The organism is Paratractidigestivibacter faecalis, assembly GCF_003416765.1.
GTDB classification, from domain to species: Bacteria; Actinomycetota; Coriobacteriia; order Coriobacteriales; family Atopobiaceae; genus Paratractidigestivibacter; species Paratractidigestivibacter faecalis.
The window spans coordinates 892,137-908,172 of the sequence record NZ_QSNG01000001.1 but is presented as its reverse complement, the minus strand read 5'-3'; the positions used below and the strand labels follow the sequence as shown (position 1 = coordinate 908,172).

Here is a 16,036-nt window from a genome sequence, read left to right as displayed (position 1 = left end):
CCTGTGGCTACTCGGACATGTTGACAAGGGCCTCGTCGTAGCTCTCGTAGAGGACCTCGTCGGGGTAGTGGTAGCTGTTCGGGTCGCTGGGCGAGAGTACCCGGTGGCCATTGGTGCCAGTGAGCACGTAATCGTTGGGTGCGTCGGGCAGCGTCTCCTCGCCTCTGGGGTTGGTGAGCGTGACCGCGGAGCCGTCCTGCTCCCAGAGGAGCCCCTCGGTGTAGTCCTCGCCGTCAACCTCGGCGCGCGTGAACTCGTCGTCCTCGGCCAGGAAGAGGTGGAACTCGCCGGTGCCGTCTGGGTAGAGGTCGAAGACGTAGCCCCAGATCTCGTCGTCCTCGTACTTCCAGAAGGCGTAGTAGCGGCCGGCTGCGTCTTCCTGGCTCTGTGGGCTCAGGCTCGGGGTAGACGTGATGTTGGAGTCGCCGATGCCCGAGCCCACCCAGGTGGGGGTGTTCCTGGCCTCGGTCGCGGCAAAGATCGCAAAGGCCACGAGGCCTACGAGAAGCACCGCAACGACGGCGGCCACTATGGCGGCGGCCACGGCTCCGCCATGGGACCTCGCCTCCACCGAGCCTCCCGGAATGGGAGGGGCGCCCGTCTCCAAGCGCTCCTCGTTCTCCTCGTCTATGAGGGCCTGCCTGTCATCCATGAACTTCTCCTCGTCTTGTTATGGCGGGGTTGAGGTTGCGCTGTCCTAGTACACCATGCCCATGGCCTCGCGGACCTCGCAGAGGGTCTCGTGTGCGATGGCGTTGGCCCGGCGGTTGCCGTCGGCGATGATGTCGTGGATGTAGTCGGGGTCCTGGACGATCTTCTCGCGGCGCTCACGAATCTCGGCAAAGCGACCGTTGACCGCCTCGGTGACGACCTTCTTGAGCTGGCCGCCGCCACCCATGCCAATCTCGTCGGCGAGCTCCCTGGGGTCGCGCCCGGAGCAGATGCCCGCGGTGGTCAGAAGCGCGGAGACCTCGGGGCGGCTCTCGGGGTCAAAGGTGATGTTGCGCTCGGAGTCGGTCTTTGCCTTCTTGATGAGCTTGGCGGTCTCCTCGGCGGTCATGGAGATGGAGATGGCGTTGCCGTAGGACTTGCTCATCTTGCGGCCGTCAAGGCCGGGCAGCAGCGGCGTGGAGGTGAGAAGGCCCGTCACCTCGGGGAAGACCTTCCCGTAGCGCTTGTTGAAGCGGCGGGCGATCTTGTTGGTGACCTCGATGTGCGGGAGCTGGTCGCGGCCGACGGGGACGATGTTGCCCTTGCAGAAGAGGATGTCGCAGGCCTGGTGCACGGGGTAGGTCAGAAGCAGGCCCGTCAGCTCGTGGCCGGAGGCCTCCTGCTCGGCCTTAACCGTGGGGTTGCGCTCGAGCTCGGCCTCGGACACCAGCGAGAGGAAGGGCAGCATGAGCTGGTTCTCCTCAGGCACGGCGGAGTGGGTGAAGATCATGGTCTTCTCGGGGTCGATGCCGCAGGCAAGGTAGTCCACGACCATGTTGAAGACGTTGTCCTGGATGGCCTTGGTGGTGTCGCGGTCCGTGATCACCTGGTAGTCGGCGATGATGACGTTGGTGTGGACGCCCATCTCCTGCAGGCGCACGCGGTCAACCAGCGTGCCGAAGTAGTGGCCCAGGTGCAGGCGGCCGGTGGGACGGTCTCCGGTGAGCATGGTGTACTTGCCGGGGTTGACCTTCAGGTCCTCGTGGACGCGGTTGCTGCGCTCGAGCGCGGCGTCGTAGCTTCCCTCGTTGGGCATGTTCTCTCCTTTGTTGGGAGCGGCTTGTTTTCGCAGGCTTCCATGGTACGGCAAAAGCCCCGTCCCCGCAGGCGGCTCGCTCGCTGCTAGAATGGTTGAGCTACGCTGTGGCGCCAATTTGCGGGGGAGGGGAGAAGACCATGGCAAGCTCGTGCGGGACGGATGCCGACAAGGGCTCCCTCAGGTCCCATTACCTCGCCTTTCGCAAGCGCCTCCCCTCTTCTGTGCGCGATGCCGCGGACGAGGGAATCGCCCGTCGGGTCATGGGCATGCCGGAGGTGGCGGCCGCCCCGGTCGTCCTCTCCTACGTCTCCTTCGGCTCAGAGGTGCAGACCCTGGGGGTCATCCGCTCTCTTCTTTCGTCGGGCAGGCGCGTCGCGGTCCCGCGCTGCGACGAGGCGGCCCACTCCATGGCCTTCTACGAGATCGGGGCACTCTCCGAGCTCGTGCCTGGCGCCCATGGAATCCTGGAGCCGCTTGGGGCCTCTTGTCCTCTCGGCACGTCGGAGATGGTGGGGTCCGCGTGCCTGGTTCCCGGCCTCACGTTTGACGCCGCTGGCCGACGCATTGGCTATGGCGGCGGGTACTACGACCGCTTCCTGGCCTTCTATCCCGGTCACAAGGTCGGTCTCTGCCGCAGCCTCCAGCTGAGCTGCGCCGAGCTCCCGCATGACGCTATGGACGTTTCCGTCGACTTCGTGGTGACCGAGGCCGGCGTCCTTCGCACCAATTCGTTGGCCTAGCGGACCGCCTCGAGACCCCCCATTACGTTTTGGGTTCGAGGTCCGAGGACCTTCTCTCATCGAGATTTGTATAACCGCAGGTAGAGCTCTTGTCGACTGGCTGAGCTGCGGCAAACACGGCCGGCGGCGAACCCAATTGGGGGTGCGGACATTTTCTTGGACCGCCTAGACGGCGTACCCAAGCCTCCTGCGGTACTCGTTCGGGCTCAGCCAGCCCAGCGAGCGCTTGATGCGCCCCTCCCGATAGTACTCGAGGTACTCCTCCAGGCGCCGCATGAACTCCTCTGCGCCGACGCCCCTCCAGTCGCGGTGGTAGAAGAACTCGTTCTTGAGGCGCCCGAAGAACCCCTCGCAGGCCGAGTTGTCCGGGCTGCACCCCTTGGCCGACATGCTCCTGACCAGGCCGTGCTCCTCGCAGATGGCGACCCACCCCGGCCAGCGGTAGTGCCCGCCGCGGTCGGAGTGGATGGTCGTGCGGGCCCCCGGACGCCTCTGCGCGATGGCCTTGAGCAGGGAGGAGTTGGCGAGCTCGGCCGTCGGGCTGGTCCCGACCGACCACGCCGCCGGCCTGCCGTCGAAGCAGTCGACGACCGGGCTCAGGTACACCTTCTGCCCGCCGGGCAGCGCGAACTCGGTGATGTCGGTGAGCCACAGCTCGTCGGGGGCCGACGCGCGGAACCGCCTGGCCACCAGGTTCTCCGGCGCCCTGGAGACCTCCCCGGCGTAGGAGCTGTAGCCGCGCCTGCGCCGCCTGTTGTAGACGACCTCCAGGCCCTCCTCGCGCATGACGCGCCGCACGCGCTTCTCGCTGGCCCGCGTGCCGGCGGCCCGCAGCCTCGCCCAGATGGTGCGGTAGCCCCAGGCGCCGCGGCCCTCGCGGAAGAGCCTGACCACCTCAGCCCGCATGTCCGCGTCGCGGTCGCGGCCGAGGCGGGCCCTGTGGTACTCGTAGGAGCTCTTCGACATCCCCAAGAAGCGGGTGATCGAGCGGAGGGGCTGGCCTGTCGCCGCCCTCAATCTCTCGCCGAGCTCGCACTTGCTCCTGCTCGAGATCGAAGCCGGGTCCCACCCTCCCGCTTTTAGGTCGGCCAACACCGCCCTGAGCAGCAGGTTCTCGACCTGGTCGGGGGTGAGGCCGGACAGCGGCCCCCTCTCGGCGGGCTCGTAGAGCCCGGAGCTCTTCTCGTCCATGGCGGGCGCCTTCCCACGCGGCCTCTTCGCGCCCATTCTAGCGCCGCCGGCGGGCAGGGCGCGGCCGGCGGCGCTGTGCGGCAGCGCCCCGGCCGACCACTTCGCCGCGGTCCGGGCGGGCACCCCGGCGAACTCGGCCGCCTCGGCGATGCCCATGCCCCTCTCCCTGCAGCGCAGGAACACCGCGACCTCCTCCTTGCTGTGCATGCGGACTCCAATCCGACCGCCTCGCGGCGGTCCAACTTTTCGTCCGCACCCCCATTCCGTTTCTGAGTTGGGTTCGCCGCCGGTGGACCTGAAGCGCTGTCTCTCCTCAAACAAACGCTCTACCTGCGGTTTTGTAAAATAGGGTTGTCGTGGGGCCCAAAGCGTTGAACCCAAAACGTGTTTGGCTACAGGCCAATCTTCTCGGCAAGGTCGTAGATGGCCTTGCGGTAGCCCTCGATGCCCAGGCCGCAGACGGTCTCGAAGCAGGCAGCGCGGATGTAGGACACCTGCCTGAAGTCCTCGCGCTCGTCGACCTTGGAGATGTGGACCTCCACCATGGGCAGGCCTACGGCCTTGGCAGCGTCCAGGATGGCTATGGAGGTGTGCGTGTACGCGCCCGGGTTGATCACGATGCCGTCGTAGCTGCCGTAGGCGTCCTGAATGGCGTCGACGAGGTCCCCCTCGTGGTTGGACTGGAAGCACGAGCACTCTTCGAAGCCAGCGTCCCGCGCCGCCTCCTGGCAGAGCTGGAGAAGTGCCTGGTAGGACTGGCTGCCGTAGATCTTGGGCTCGCGGATGCCCAGCATGTTGATGTTGGGGCCGTTGATGACGAGCACGCGCGCACCCTCCGTCTCCTCGGCCTCGTCCGCCTCCGATGCGGCCTCGGGCGCGTCGTCCTGCTGCTCCTCGGCGTCCAGGATGCTCATGAGCTCGCGCATGTCCTCGAGGTCGATGGCGCCCCGCTCGTCTTCATCGTCGTCCTTGGCGGCCTGCGGCGCCTTGTCGCTGATGGTGACCCTCAGGGCGTCGGCGTCCGCGGGCACATCGGGTGAGAAGCCCGCGGCGTCTGAGTCGAGCCCCGTGAGCCCGGCTATGGCGTCGTGCACGCCATCCACCTTGCCGGGCCCGAAGACAACCTCCACGCCGTTGGTCCCGCGCTTGACGATGCCCAGGACTCCGCTCGTGCCGCTCAGCTGCTCGGTGTCGACGAGGGAGGGGTCCTCGGTCTGCAGCCTCAGGCGCGTCATGCAGATGTCGTTGGCCGTGACGTTTTTTGCCCCGCCGACGGCGGCCAGGACGTTACGTGCTATCTGCATGGTCTTGTTCACGGGAGGGTCCTCTCTGGTACGTCATGCTTACGCCGGTAAATGTCGAGACGTGAGTATACGTTTCGCCTTGTTGCCGTCTTGTTGCGGCGGCGGGTACGTCCGCAGGCACGCCCATCATTTCCGTGGACGGCTAGAGACGCAGCAGCTCCTTCACGAGCTCTGCATCACTTTGCGCCGAGCCGGTGCACCTGAGGATCACGTCAGCCCACTCGTGGTAGAGGTGCATCCTCTCGGCGGCCAGGCGCTCGACGCCCTTTGCCTGAGAGACGGGCCTGCCCCTGTCGGAGAGCTCGTCCAGTGGCCTGTCGACAAGGACGACGCGGCCGTTCTGGCGTAGCAGGTCGCGGTTCTGGGGGCGCGTCACCACGCCGCCGCCGCACGCGATGACCATGCCGGAGCGCTTGCAGTAGGAGGCGGTCGCCTCGGTCTCGACGCGTCGGAAGGCGTCCTCGCCGTCCTCCTGGATGATCTGGGCGGCGCTGCGGCCGGTGTCTGCCAGGATGGCCTCGTCGATGTCGACGAAGGGGCGTCCCAGCATGCGCGCAAGGCGCTTGCCGCAACTGGTCTTGCCCGCGCCCGGCATACCGATGAGCACGACGTTTCTGGTGAGCGAGCGCAGCTCGTCCTCGATCTTCTCCAAAAGCTCGTCCTCAATCGCGTGTCCCTGGAAGAGCTCGCTGGAGAAGCGGGCCTGGCCGACGAGCATGGCAAGGCCGCTCTCACTGGGAATGCCCAGCTCCTCGGCGATGAGGCAGAGCTCGGTGCGCTCGGGGTTGTAGACGATGTCCAGCACGCCGGCAAGCCCCTCGAGCCGCGCCATGACCTCGCGCGAGACGGGCGTGGCGGGGCAGTTGGGGTACATCCCCACGGGGGTGGTGTTCACCATGAGGGCGGCGTCCGCGTGGCGCTCGGCCAGGGTCTCGTAGGTCTCGCCGCCGGTGCGCGAGATGGTGACCACGCGCGCGCCGGCGTCCTCGAGGGCGGCGCGGATGGCCTGACTGGCCCCTCCGGAGCCCAGGACCAGGCACTTCCTCGCCCCGAGCGCCTCGGGCGCGGAGCCGCCGAGGTGGCGCTCGCAGAAGCGCTCGAGCATCCAGGCAAAGCCCAAGACGTCGGAGTTGTCGGCGTAGATGGTTCCGTCGGGACGGCGGACGAGCGTGTTTGCCACCCCCAGGCGCAGCACGCGCTCGCTCACCTCGTCGGCAAGCTGGGCGGCCTCGCGCTTGTAGGGGATGGTCACGTTGAGGCCGCGCCACGACCCCCCGCGGACAAAGCAGGCTAGCTCCTCGGGCTCCAGCTCGTGGAGCTCGTAGGGCACGCTTCCAAGGCGGGCGTGGATCTGCGGCGACCAGCTGTGGCCGAGCTTGCGGCCCAGAAGGCCGAACGGGGCCGTGTCCCGGCTTGTCTGCTCCGTCATTAGAGAACCTCCGTGTAGCTGCCCAGGTAGCGGTACTCCTGGCAGTGCTGGCCGATGGTGGTCATCAGGGTCTTGAACTCGGGGGAGGCGACGGGGGCCGCCACCTCGAAGTAGAACATGAACTCGAACTCGCGCTCGGGGATGGGGCGGCTCTCCAGCTTGAGGAGGTTGAGGTCGAGCGCGTAGAACTTGGCGAGCATCTTGTAGAGCGAGCCCGGCTCGTGATTGAGGACCACCATGAGGCTCGTGCGGTCCGCGCCGGGGAAGATCTGGAGGTCCCTGGAGATGCACGCGAAGCGCGTGTAGTTGTTGTCGCGGTCCTGCACGCACTCTGCCAGCACGTCAAGCCCATAGAGGCTCGCGCAGGGGCGGGAGGAGAGGGCGGCCACGTCGGCGCGGTCGGACTCCGAGACGCGCTTGGCCGCCATCGCGGTGTTCTCAACCACGTGGACGCGCGCGTTGGGCAGCGTGGAGAGGAAGGCCTGGCTCTGGTTGATGGCCTGCTCGTGCGAGTAGACGTCCCGCACGTCCTCCAGGCGCGTCCCCGGCTTGGCCAGGAGGTTGTGGTCTATGCGCACGCGAGAGGTGCGCGTCACGTGGAAGTCGTGCTCCATCATGAGGTCGTAGACCTTGTTGACCGAGCCGGCCGTGGAGTTTTCGATGGGCAGGACGCCGTACTGGCAGAGGCCCTGCTCGACGGCGCGGAAGACTCCCTCGAAGCTGTCGAGGTAGCTGATGGAGGGGTGACGGAAGAACCGGTCGGCGGCAATCTGGGAGTAGGCGCCCTCGACGCCCTGGCAGGCCACCTGCGCCGTCGAGGGAAAGACCGCGGGCGCCTGCTCCACGGCGCGCTCGATGGGCGCGAAGTCGGCGTCTGCGGGGGCCGTGGGGTCTACCTCCTGGCTGCGGGCAGCCTCCATGAGAAGCTCCATGAGGACCTGCGCGTAGGTTGAGAGCTCGGGGGGCACGCGGCCGCCCGCGTCGGCCACCTTCTGGCGCTCGCGGGTTGGGTCAAACACCGCAAGCCCGCGCTCGCGCTTGTAATCGCCAATCCTTCTGGCCACGTCGACGCGCTGGGAGAAGAGCTCGAAGAGCTGGGTGTCAATGCGGTCAATCTCGGACCGCAGCTGGGAGAGGTCTGCCATCTTGCCTGTTAGTTCCTTACGTTTGCCTTGGGTGTGCGGTGTCGCGGGGTCGCGCGGCGGGATCGCCCTACCTCAGGGGCTCTGCGGGCCATGCGAGCAGGGAGTCCGCCACGGCGAGCGCGCACACGGCCTCCACGACGGGCACGGCGCGCGTCACGGCGGTGGCGTCGTGACGGCCGCGCACGGCGAGCCTTGCCGGCTCCATGCGCTCGAGGTCCACGGAGTCCTGCTCGATGCCTATGCTCGAGATGGGCTTGAGCGCGCAGCGGAAGTGGAGCGGCGCCCCGGTGGAGATACCGCCCAGGATGCCCCCGGCGTTGTTGGTGCGGGGGACGCACGCGCCCTCGCGAACCTCGTAGGGGTCGTTGTCCTGGCTGCCGCGAACGCGGGCGCTCTCAAAGCCCAGGCCGAACTCGATCCCCTTGACCGAGGGGATGCCAAAGACGGCGCGCGCGATGACGTTCTCGAGGCCGTCGAACATGGGAGAGCCGACGCCTGCCGGAAGGCCCGTGGCCACGCACTCGATGACGCCGCCGACGGAGTCCTTGTCTGCCTTGGCGGCCATGATGGCCTCGGTCATGCGGGCTGCGGCGTCGCCGCTGATGGCGGGGAAGTCGCGTCCGTCTGCCAGTGCGTCCATCTGCCTGGCGAGAAGCGCGTTTGCCTCGGGGGAGTTGTCGGACACGCAGAAGGGCTCGTCGGCCACGCCTGCGCACTCGGCCACGTGGGCGCTCACGCGGATGCCCTGGGCGGCAAGCCACTGCAGGCAGATGCCGCCGGCGACGCACAGGGGCCCCGTCAGGCGGCCGGAGAAGTGGCCGCCGCCGGGAATGTCCTGGTTGCCGTGCCACTTTGCCCAGGCGGTGAAGTCGGCGTGGCCGGGACGCGGCACGCCCATGATGTTGCCGTAGTCCTGGGAGCGTGTGTTGGTGTTCTCGATGACTGCGGCAAGCGGTGCCCCGCAGGTGCGGCCGTCGGGGTTGAGTCCCGAGAGGATGCGCGTGGAGTCGGCCTCCTTGCGTGGGGTGGTCCAGGGGGCGTTTCCCGGGGCGCGCCGGGCCATGAAGACGTCCAGCGCGTCCAGGTCAACCTTGAAGCCCGAGGGCAGGCCCTCCATGACGCAGCCCACCCCGGCGGAGTGGGACTGGCCGAAGACGGTGACCTTGAGGGCGGTTCCAATGGTCGAGGGCATCTCTCACGCCTCCTTGGCGACGTTTCCGCCCAGGGACGCGTAGTCCTCGAAGAAGGCGGGGTAGGACTTGGCCACGCACTGCGCGCCCAGGATGGTGACGGGTCCCTCGCAGCGGGTGGCCATGATGGCGGCCATCATGGCGATGCGGTGGTCGTTGGCCGCGTCGACGGTGCCTCCGGCGAGGCTCTCCACGCCTTGGATGACCAGGCCGTCCTCAGTGGTGCTGCAGTTGCCTCCCAAGGCGTTCACGCAGGCGCAGACCGTCTCGAGGCGGTCGGACTCCTTGATGCGAAGCCGCGCCGCGCCGGTGACGGTGGTGGTGCCCGCCGAGCAGGCGGCCACGGCGGCCAGGGGCGGCACGAGGTCGGGGCAGCTGCGGACGTCAAGGCGCGTCCCCCGTAGCTCGTCTGGGGTGACGTCGACGGCTCCCGGCTGGCGAGAGACTCGGGCGCCCAGCAGGGCAAGGGCGCCCAGGACGGCGCGGTCTCCCTGCACGCTGTCGGGGTTGACCCCCGTGACGCGCACGGGGTTTCCGAGCGCGGCCGCGCAGAGCCAGAACGCCGCGTTGCTCCAGTCACCGCCCACTGTGACGCCTCCCGGCGAGACGAGTTCCGGCCTGGGACCCACCGTGAGCGAGAGCGCGCCTCCGTCGGGCGTGGCCACCTTCTTGCGGGCCACCTCGACGCCGAACTCCCTCAGGGCGGCGATGGTGAGGTCGATGTAGGGAAGCGACTCGACGGGCTCCGTGACCAGGACCTCGGTGGGCTGGTCGAGCAGGGGTGCCGCCATCAGGAGGCCGCTCACGTACTGGGAAGAGACGTTTCCGGCGATGGTGAAGCGGCCCGCGGAGAGGCCGCCTCCCACGGAAAGGGGCATGACGCCCTTGGGGCCCAGCTCTGAGCCGTGGGTAACGAGCTCCTCGTAGAGGGGGGAGAGGGGTCGTTCGGGAAGGCGTCCGTGGCCGGTCAGCCTCGCGTCGCAGGCGAGCGCCGCCGCCACGGGCAGGAGGAACCTCAGCGTCGAGCCAGACTCGCCGCAGTCCAGAAGCGCACCGCGCCTGGCCCTGGGCCTGCCCGTCTCGTCTCGCGGGATGGGGACGACGCGAAAGCCCAGCCGCGTGCGCGTGACCTGGGCGCCAAGGGCGCGCAGGCACTCTGCGGTGGCGTCGATGTCCTGGGAGGTGGTGTCGCAGTCTATGTCGCAGGTCTCGGGCGAGAGCGCGGCGCAGATGAGGAGGCGGTGCGCCTCGGACTTGGAGGCCGGCGCCTTGACGGTGCCCTCGAGGCGGGCCGGCGTGATGGTGACGTTCAAGCGCTACTCCTTAGTGCCGCAGCCGAGCTCCACGATGCGCGCGAGCTCGTCAAGGGAGACCCTTCGCACGACGACGTCCTCGGCGCCGCGCGCGACGACCACGTTCATGGAGTCGCCGTGGCGCTTCTTGTCGTGCGTCATGTAGGACATGAGGGTCTGGTGGTCCTCCTGGGTGTCGGTGGGAAGGCCGTGGGCCTCCACGCACCTCTCGACCCTCTGGGCGAGGGCGGGGTCGGTCCAGCCGAGGGCCACGCAGGCGCGCAGCATGCAGCACAGACCCGCCGCGACGCAGGAGCCGTGGCCCAGCGCAAAGTCGCTCGCGGCCTCGATGCCGTGGCCGATGGTGTGGCCGAGGTTGAGCGTCTGGCGCACGCCGTGCTCCTGCTCGTCGGCGTCGACCACGTCGCGCTTGATGGAGACGTTTCTCGCGACGACGTCCACCAGGTGGGCGTCGTCGAGCTCGGCCGCGTCGCCGCCGTTGAGCGGACGCGCGCAGAGCTCCTCCAGCAGGGCGTCGTCTGCAAGCACCGCGTGCTTGATTACCTCGCCGCAGCTGTCGGTCAGAAGTTCGTGGCTGAGGCTGTGGAGGCACGTGACATCGGCCAACACGGCGCGCGGCTGCCAGAAGGCGCCCGCGAGGTTCTTGCCAGCCTCAAGGTCTATGGCCACCTTGCCGCCCACGGAGGAGTCGACCATGGCCAGAAGCGAGGTGGGCACCTGGACGACCTTGATGCCGCGCAGGTACATGGCAGCCGAGAGGCCCGCTATGTCGCCCGTCACGCCGCCGCCGAGTGCCACCACGCAGTCGTCGCGGGTGAGGCCGCGCTCGGCCAGGCCCTCGAGGAGCCACGACAGGGTCCGGATGTTCTTGCTCTTCTCGCCGGCCTCGAAGACCAGACTCGAGACCTTGTAGCCGGCCTTGGCCAGGCTCTGGGAGACGCGCTCCAGGTAGAGGGGCGCCACGTTGGTCTCGGAGATGACGCAGCAGCGCCCGCCCCCGCAGGACTCGCGGGCGATGGCGCCCACCTCGGAGAGGATTCCCGCGCCAACGTGCACGTCGTAGTCCATCGAGGGGCAGCTCACGTGGACGACCTGCGTCTTGGGTGCGCTCACCTGCCCTCGACCTCCCTCTTGATGCGGTCGCCCTCGGCGAGAAGCTCCTTGAGCCTCGGAGCGTCCTTCTCGTCGATGGCGTCCTTGTACTGCTGCAGGTTGTCTATGATGCAGCCCAGCTCATTTGAGAGGTTGTCGGCGTTGTCGAGGAAGAGCTCGGTCCACATGGTGGCGTTCAGCTGCGCGACGCGGGTGAGGTCGCGGTAGCTGCCCGCCGAGAAGCCGTGGTGCTCGCGGGCGGTCGGGCTCTTGACGTAGGCGTTGGAGACCACGTGGGCCAGCTGGGACGTGAAAGCGATGACGTGGTCGTGGACGCCGGCGGTGGCCAGCGTGAAGCTGCCGAACTGGCAGGGCGCCAGGAGCTCCTTCAGGCGCTCGAGAAGGTCGGCGCGCTCGAGGTCGCCCATTTTGGGAGGGACGACCACCATGGGGGCGCCCTTGAACATGGTGGCGCGGGAGTGCGCGAAGCCCGAGTACTGGGTTCCCGCCATGGGGTGACATCCCACGAAGGTCCAGCCGTGGCCCTCCGAGATCTTGTCGCAGGTCTCGCAGATGACGCGCTTGACGCCCACCGTGTCTATGACGATGGCCCCGTCGGCGATGAGGTCGGCCTTCTCGCGCAGCCAGTCGATGGCGGACTGCGGGTAGCCCGCCAGGACGATGAGCTCGCAGGTCCCGATGACGTCGTCGGTGAGCTCGCCGGTCACGGTCTCGATCTCGGCCAGCTCGAGCGTGCTGCGGGTGCGGTTCCAGGCAAAGACCTCGCGGCCGGCGGCGCGGAAGGCGCGGGCGAAGGAGCCTCCCATGAGGCCCAGGCCCACGACGCCGCAGCGGCCGGGCACGAAGGAGGTGGTGCTGCTCTGCTCGGGCACGGCTACTCCTCCTCTGGGAGGTCTGCGCAGACGGCCTCGCGGATGAGGGCGATGCGGCGCATGGCGTCGTCGAACTGCTCGGGCGTGAGGGCCTGGGCGCCGTCGGACCACGCCTGGGACGGGTTGTCGTGGACCTCGACCTCCAGGCCGTCGGCGCCTGCGGCCACGGCGGCGTAGGCGGCGGGGCGCACGTAGCGGGTGTAGCCGGTGGAGTGGCTCGGGTCGGCGATGACCGGCAGGTGCGTCAGGTGGTGGAGGACGGGGATGGCGTTGACGTCAAAGGTGTTGCGGGTGCGCGTCTCGAAGGTGCGGATGCCGCGCTCGCAGAGCATGACGTTGGGGTTGCCCTCGCTCATGATGTACTCGGCGCCCATCAGTAGCTCGTCGATGGTCTCGGACATGCCGCGCTTGAGAAGGACCGGCACCTGGGTCTTTCCGACCTCCTTGAGCAGGGTGAAGTTCTGGGCGTTGCGCGCGCCGATCTGCATGACCTGGACGCCGTGGTCGAGGAAGGTCTGGACGTCGCGCGGGTCCATGATCTCGGTTACGACGGGCATCTCGAGCTCGGCGCTGGCCTCCATCAGGAGGTCGAGGCCCTTCTCGCCCATGCCCTGGTAGGCGTAGGGGGAGGTGCGGGGCTTGTAGGCGCCGCCGCGCAGGATGGTGGCGCCGGCGGCCTTGACCGCGCGGGCGATCTCGATGAGGTTCCTGCCCTCGACGGAGCAGGGGCCGGCCATGACCTGGAAGTTGCCGCCGCCCACCTTGACGCCGTAGCCGCAGTCGATGACGGTGTCCTCGGGGTGGAACTTGCGGTTTGCCTTCTTGAAGGGCTCGGTCACGCGCTGGACGCGCTCGATGATGTCCATGCTCTCAAGGAGGAACGGATCGATCTGCGTGGTGTCGCCGATGATGCCGACGATGGTCTCGTCCTCACCGCGCGAGACGTCGGTCTTGAGCCCGCGGTTCTCGATCCACTGAACGAAATGCCCGAGCTGCTCCTCCGAGGCCGAGCCCTTGACAATTGCTATCACGTGAGCCTCCTGCTCCTATGGTCAAGAATTAGCCTTGCGATGTTATCACAGGCCAACTTCTACAAACTGCGGTCCCGCCGTCTGGAAACATCCCTGTATAACCTCTCTTGCCCCGGATGACGCCCGCACGGCGAGAAGCCCGCGCATTTCTCGCCAATCTGGGGTATAGTAGTTAAACACATGCGCCCATAGCTCAGTGGATTAGAGCGTCTGCCTCCGGAGCAGAAGGTCGTGGGTTCGAATCCCCCTGGGCGCACCATCGCAGTCTTGGGACGCACCGCCTGGCGGCGCGTCCCTTTTGTTTATTTGCAGATGTTGTGGCGGCACGGGGGCCGTTCCTACGGTTTCCGTAAGGCTTGGGCCCGTGGCGACCCGGGGTGCCCCGCTTTGGGCAGAATGGGTCTCGCATGCCACGAGCGAGAGAGGACCCACATGGAGAGCAAGGAAGACGCCCTGCGCGGGCTCACCGACGAGGAGGTTGCCGAGCGCGTGGCCGACGGCCGCGTCAACGCCAACACGGACGTCAAGACCAAGAGCGTCGGGCAGATTCTCTCCGAGCACGCCTTCACCCTCTTCAACGGCGTGAACCTCGCCATGTCCGTGCTTATCTTCCTCACGGGGCAGTACCGCAACCTGCTCTTCCTCTGCGTCGTCCTAGCAAACCTGGTGATTGGCGTCTTCCAGGAGGTCCGCGCCAAGAAGATGGTGGACGAGCTGTCCATCATGACCCAGAAGCGCGTCCGCGTGCTGCGTGCCTCGGGCGAGTGCGAGCTTGCACCCTCCGAGCTGGTGGTGGACGACCTCATGCGCCTTGCCCACGGAGACCAGGTGCCTGCCGACTGCGCCCTTGTCGAGGGCAGCGTTTATGTCGACGAGAGCCTGCTCACCGGCGAGTCCGTGCCCATCGCCAAGGGCATCGGCGACGAGCTTTTGAGCGGCAGCTTCATCGAGACGGGAAGCCTCGTCGCGCGGGTCACCCGCGTCGGGCGCGAGGGCTATGCGGCAAAGATCAACGCCGAGGCCAAGTACGTCAAGGCCGTCAAGTCAGAGATTCTCGACACGCTGCGCGCCATCATCAAGCTCGGCACCATCATCCTGGTGCCCCTGGGCCTCGGCCTCTTCCTGAGGTCGCTGCTCATGGACGGCGGCACCATCGAGTCCGCCATCCTCACCTCGACCTCCGCCGTCCTGGGAATGATCCCCCAGGGGCTGGTGCTTCTCACCTCCTCAGTTCTCGCCATCGCTACCACGCGCCTTGCCCACCGCCAGGTACTGGTCCAGCAGCCCTACTGCGTCGAGACCCTCGCCCGCGTGGACACGCTCTGCCTCGACAAGACGGGCACCATCACCTCCGGCCAGATGGAGGTCTCGGGCGTGGCCTGCGCCGCCGGCCACGGGGAGGACGAGGTCGTGCGCGCCTTCGCCTGCGTGGCCCGGGCCAACGACCAGGACGCCAACGACACCGCCCGTGCCCTTCTCGGCGCCGCCGAGGCCAGAGGCACCGTGACCCCGGAGCGCTACGCGCGCGCGGTCCCCTTCAGCTCGGCCCGGAAGTACTCCGGCTGCGTCACGCCGGAGGGGGAGTGCTACGCCATCGGCGCCGCCGCCTTCGTCCTCGGTCCCGAGGGGCCGGCCATGGCCGATGCCTGCGGCACCTTCGACGAGATGGAGCGCGTCATGGTCTGCTGCCGCGTCCCCGGCTTCTCGCGGGAGGGCGCCATCGAGGGCGAGTCAGAGCTTCTGGGCTGCGTCGGCATCCGCGACCAGATCCGCCCGACGGCGCCCGCCACCATGGAGTACTTCCGCGAGCAGGGCGTCGAGCTACGCGTCATCTCCGGCGACGACCCCCGCACGGTCTCGGCCATCGCCGAGCGTGCGGGCGTCCCCGGCGCCCGTGCCTACGTCGACGCTTCTACGTTGGCCGACGAGGCCGCCATCGAGGACGCCGTCGACCGCTACCGCGTCTTCGGCCGCGTGACGCCCCAGCAGAAGAGGGACCTCGTACGGGCCCTCCACCGCCGCGGCCGCACCGTCGCCATGACGGGCGACGGCGTGAACGACGTCCTGGCCCTGCGCGAGGCCGACTGCTCGGTCTCCATGGCCTCTGGCTCGGCCGCCGCAAGGAACGTCTCCGAAATCGTCCTGGCCGACAACGACTTCTCGCACATGCCGGAGGTCGTGGCCGAGGGCAGGCGCTCCATCAACAACCTGCAGCGCTCCGCGTCGCTCTTCCTGGTCAAGACGGTCTTCACGGCGGTCCTGGCGCTCATCTGCATCTTCATGCCGCCCTATCCCTTCATCCCCATCCAGATGTCGCTCATCTCCACGGCGGTCATCGGCATCCCGTCCTTCGTGCTGGCGCTCGAACCCAACCACGAGCGCATCCGCGGCAACTTCCTGGCAAACGTGCTGGCCCGCTCGCTGCCGGCGTCGCTGGCCATCGTGTGCGCGCTCTTCGTCGAGCTCGCCCTGGGGCGCATCCTGGACCACTCCTTCGCGGAGATCTCCACGGTCTGCATGATGATCACCATCATCATCGGCCTGGCTCTCATCTACCGCATCTCGCGTCCGCTCACGCCCATGCGCTGCGCGCTTCTCGTCGCCATGTGCGGCCTGGTCCTGCTCTCGTACACGGTCTTCGGCGACTTCTTCCGCGTGGTACGACTCCCGCTTGACGTCGGCCTCTTCACGCTGACCCTGGCGGCCGCCTCGCTCGTGCTCTTTGAGTGGACGAGCAGGCGCTTCCTTGCCAACTACGAGCAGAGCGCCCTTTTTGCGCGCGTCGTCCGCTTCGTCGAGGGCAAGGACGGAAAGTAGGGCCTCCAAAGCCCAAAGGCGGAGCTGAAGGGCGGGGCTGGCCTTGTGGTCGTTCGCTGTCCTTGGCCCCTGACGTGCCTATCCGACGCCTGTCAGGGGTAGGTTTATTGACTCACGTACATCCACGGTCGAGCCTACGGA

Annotated in this window: 13 protein-coding genes and 1 tRNA gene; 3 read left to right on the top strand and 11 right to left on the bottom strand. The window is 67.8% G+C overall.

Features of this window, described 5'->3' with window-relative positions; genetic code table 11:
• Positions 1-7: 7 nt before the first annotated feature.
• Positions 8-652, bottom strand: coding sequence for a hypothetical protein (locus tag DXV50_RS03940; protein WP_117204889.1), 645 nt, complete (start codon positions 650-652; stop codon positions 8-10).
• 45 nt (positions 653-697) lie between these two features.
• Entirely contained in the window at positions 698-1,747 is a 1,050-nt protein-coding gene (gene trpS / locus DXV50_RS03935) for a tryptophan--tRNA ligase (RefSeq protein WP_117204888.1), read from the bottom strand.
• Between the two features lie 140 nt (positions 1,748-1,887).
• Here trpS and DXV50_RS03930 point away from each other — a divergent pair, with 140 nt between their 5' ends.
• On the top strand, positions 1,888-2,490 hold the full coding sequence (locus DXV50_RS03930; RefSeq protein ID WP_117204887.1) for a 5-formyltetrahydrofolate cyclo-ligase: 603 nt from the start codon (positions 1,888-1,890) through the stop codon (positions 2,488-2,490).
• A 165-nt stretch (positions 2,491-2,655) separates the two neighbouring features.
• Here DXV50_RS03930 and DXV50_RS03925 read toward each other — a convergent pair whose 3' ends face one another.
• The 9 genes from DXV50_RS03925 to aroF form a co-directional block, all read right to left on the bottom strand.
• The gene (locus tag DXV50_RS03925) at positions 2,656-3,888 is read right to left on the bottom strand and encodes an IS3 family transposase (RefSeq protein WP_117204886.1); all 1,233 of its coding nucleotides are present in this window, start codon (positions 3,886-3,888) and stop codon (positions 2,656-2,658) included.
• Positions 3,889-4,073: 185 nt separating this feature from the next.
• Positions 4,074-4,997, bottom strand: coding sequence for a type II 3-dehydroquinate dehydratase (gene aroQ / locus DXV50_RS03920; protein WP_232817450.1), 924 nt, complete (start codon positions 4,995-4,997; stop codon positions 4,074-4,076).
• A gap of 130 nt (positions 4,998-5,127) precedes the next feature.
• Positions 5,128-6,414 (bottom strand): shikimate kinase, encoded by a 1,287-nt coding sequence (locus tag DXV50_RS03915; protein ID WP_117204885.1) that lies wholly within the window; start codon positions 6,412-6,414, stop codon positions 5,128-5,130.
• Positions 6,414-7,559, bottom strand: a complete 1,146-nt coding sequence (locus tag DXV50_RS03910; protein WP_117204884.1) for a bifunctional chorismate mutase/prephenate dehydratase — start codon at positions 7,557-7,559, stop codon at positions 6,414-6,416. The genes DXV50_RS03915 and DXV50_RS03910 overlap by 1 nt, the downstream gene beginning before the upstream one ends.
• Before the next feature lie 67 nt (positions 7,560-7,626).
• A complete protein-coding gene (gene aroC, locus DXV50_RS03905) occupies positions 7,627-8,751 on the bottom strand; it encodes a chorismate synthase (protein WP_117204883.1) in 1,125 nt (374 codons plus the stop codon).
• 3 nt (positions 8,752-8,754) lie between these two features.
• Entirely contained in the window at positions 8,755-10,062 is a 1,308-nt protein-coding gene (aroA, locus tag DXV50_RS03900) for a 3-phosphoshikimate 1-carboxyvinyltransferase (protein WP_117204882.1), read from the bottom strand.
• 3 nt (positions 10,063-10,065) lie between these two features.
• The gene (aroB, locus tag DXV50_RS03895) at positions 10,066-11,175 is read right to left on the bottom strand and encodes a 3-dehydroquinate synthase (RefSeq protein WP_232817449.1); all 1,110 of its coding nucleotides are present in this window, start codon (positions 11,173-11,175) and stop codon (positions 10,066-10,068) included.
• Entirely contained in the window at positions 11,172-12,047 is an 876-nt protein-coding gene (locus DXV50_RS03890; RefSeq protein ID WP_269801604.1) for a prephenate dehydrogenase, read from the bottom strand. The genes aroB and DXV50_RS03890 overlap by 4 nt, the downstream gene beginning before the upstream one ends.
• Before the next feature lie 2 nt (positions 12,048-12,049).
• Positions 12,050-13,078 carry a 3-deoxy-7-phosphoheptulonate synthase gene (aroF, locus tag DXV50_RS03885; protein WP_117204881.1) on the bottom strand — a complete coding sequence of 343 codons (1,029 nt, stop codon included), beginning with the start codon at positions 13,076-13,078 and terminating at the stop codon, positions 12,050-12,052.
• 182 nt (positions 13,079-13,260) lie between these two features.
• On the opposite strand from aroF, the gene DXV50_RS03880 reads away from it, so the two are divergent.
• A tRNA-Arg gene (locus tag DXV50_RS03880) sits at positions 13,261-13,337 on the top strand.
• Positions 13,338-13,510: 173 nt separating this feature from the next.
• Positions 13,511-15,895, top strand: a complete 2,385-nt coding sequence (locus DXV50_RS03875; protein WP_117204880.1) for an HAD-IC family P-type ATPase — start codon at positions 13,511-13,513, stop codon at positions 15,893-15,895.
• The last annotated feature ends 141 nt before the right edge of the window (positions 15,896-16,036 follow it).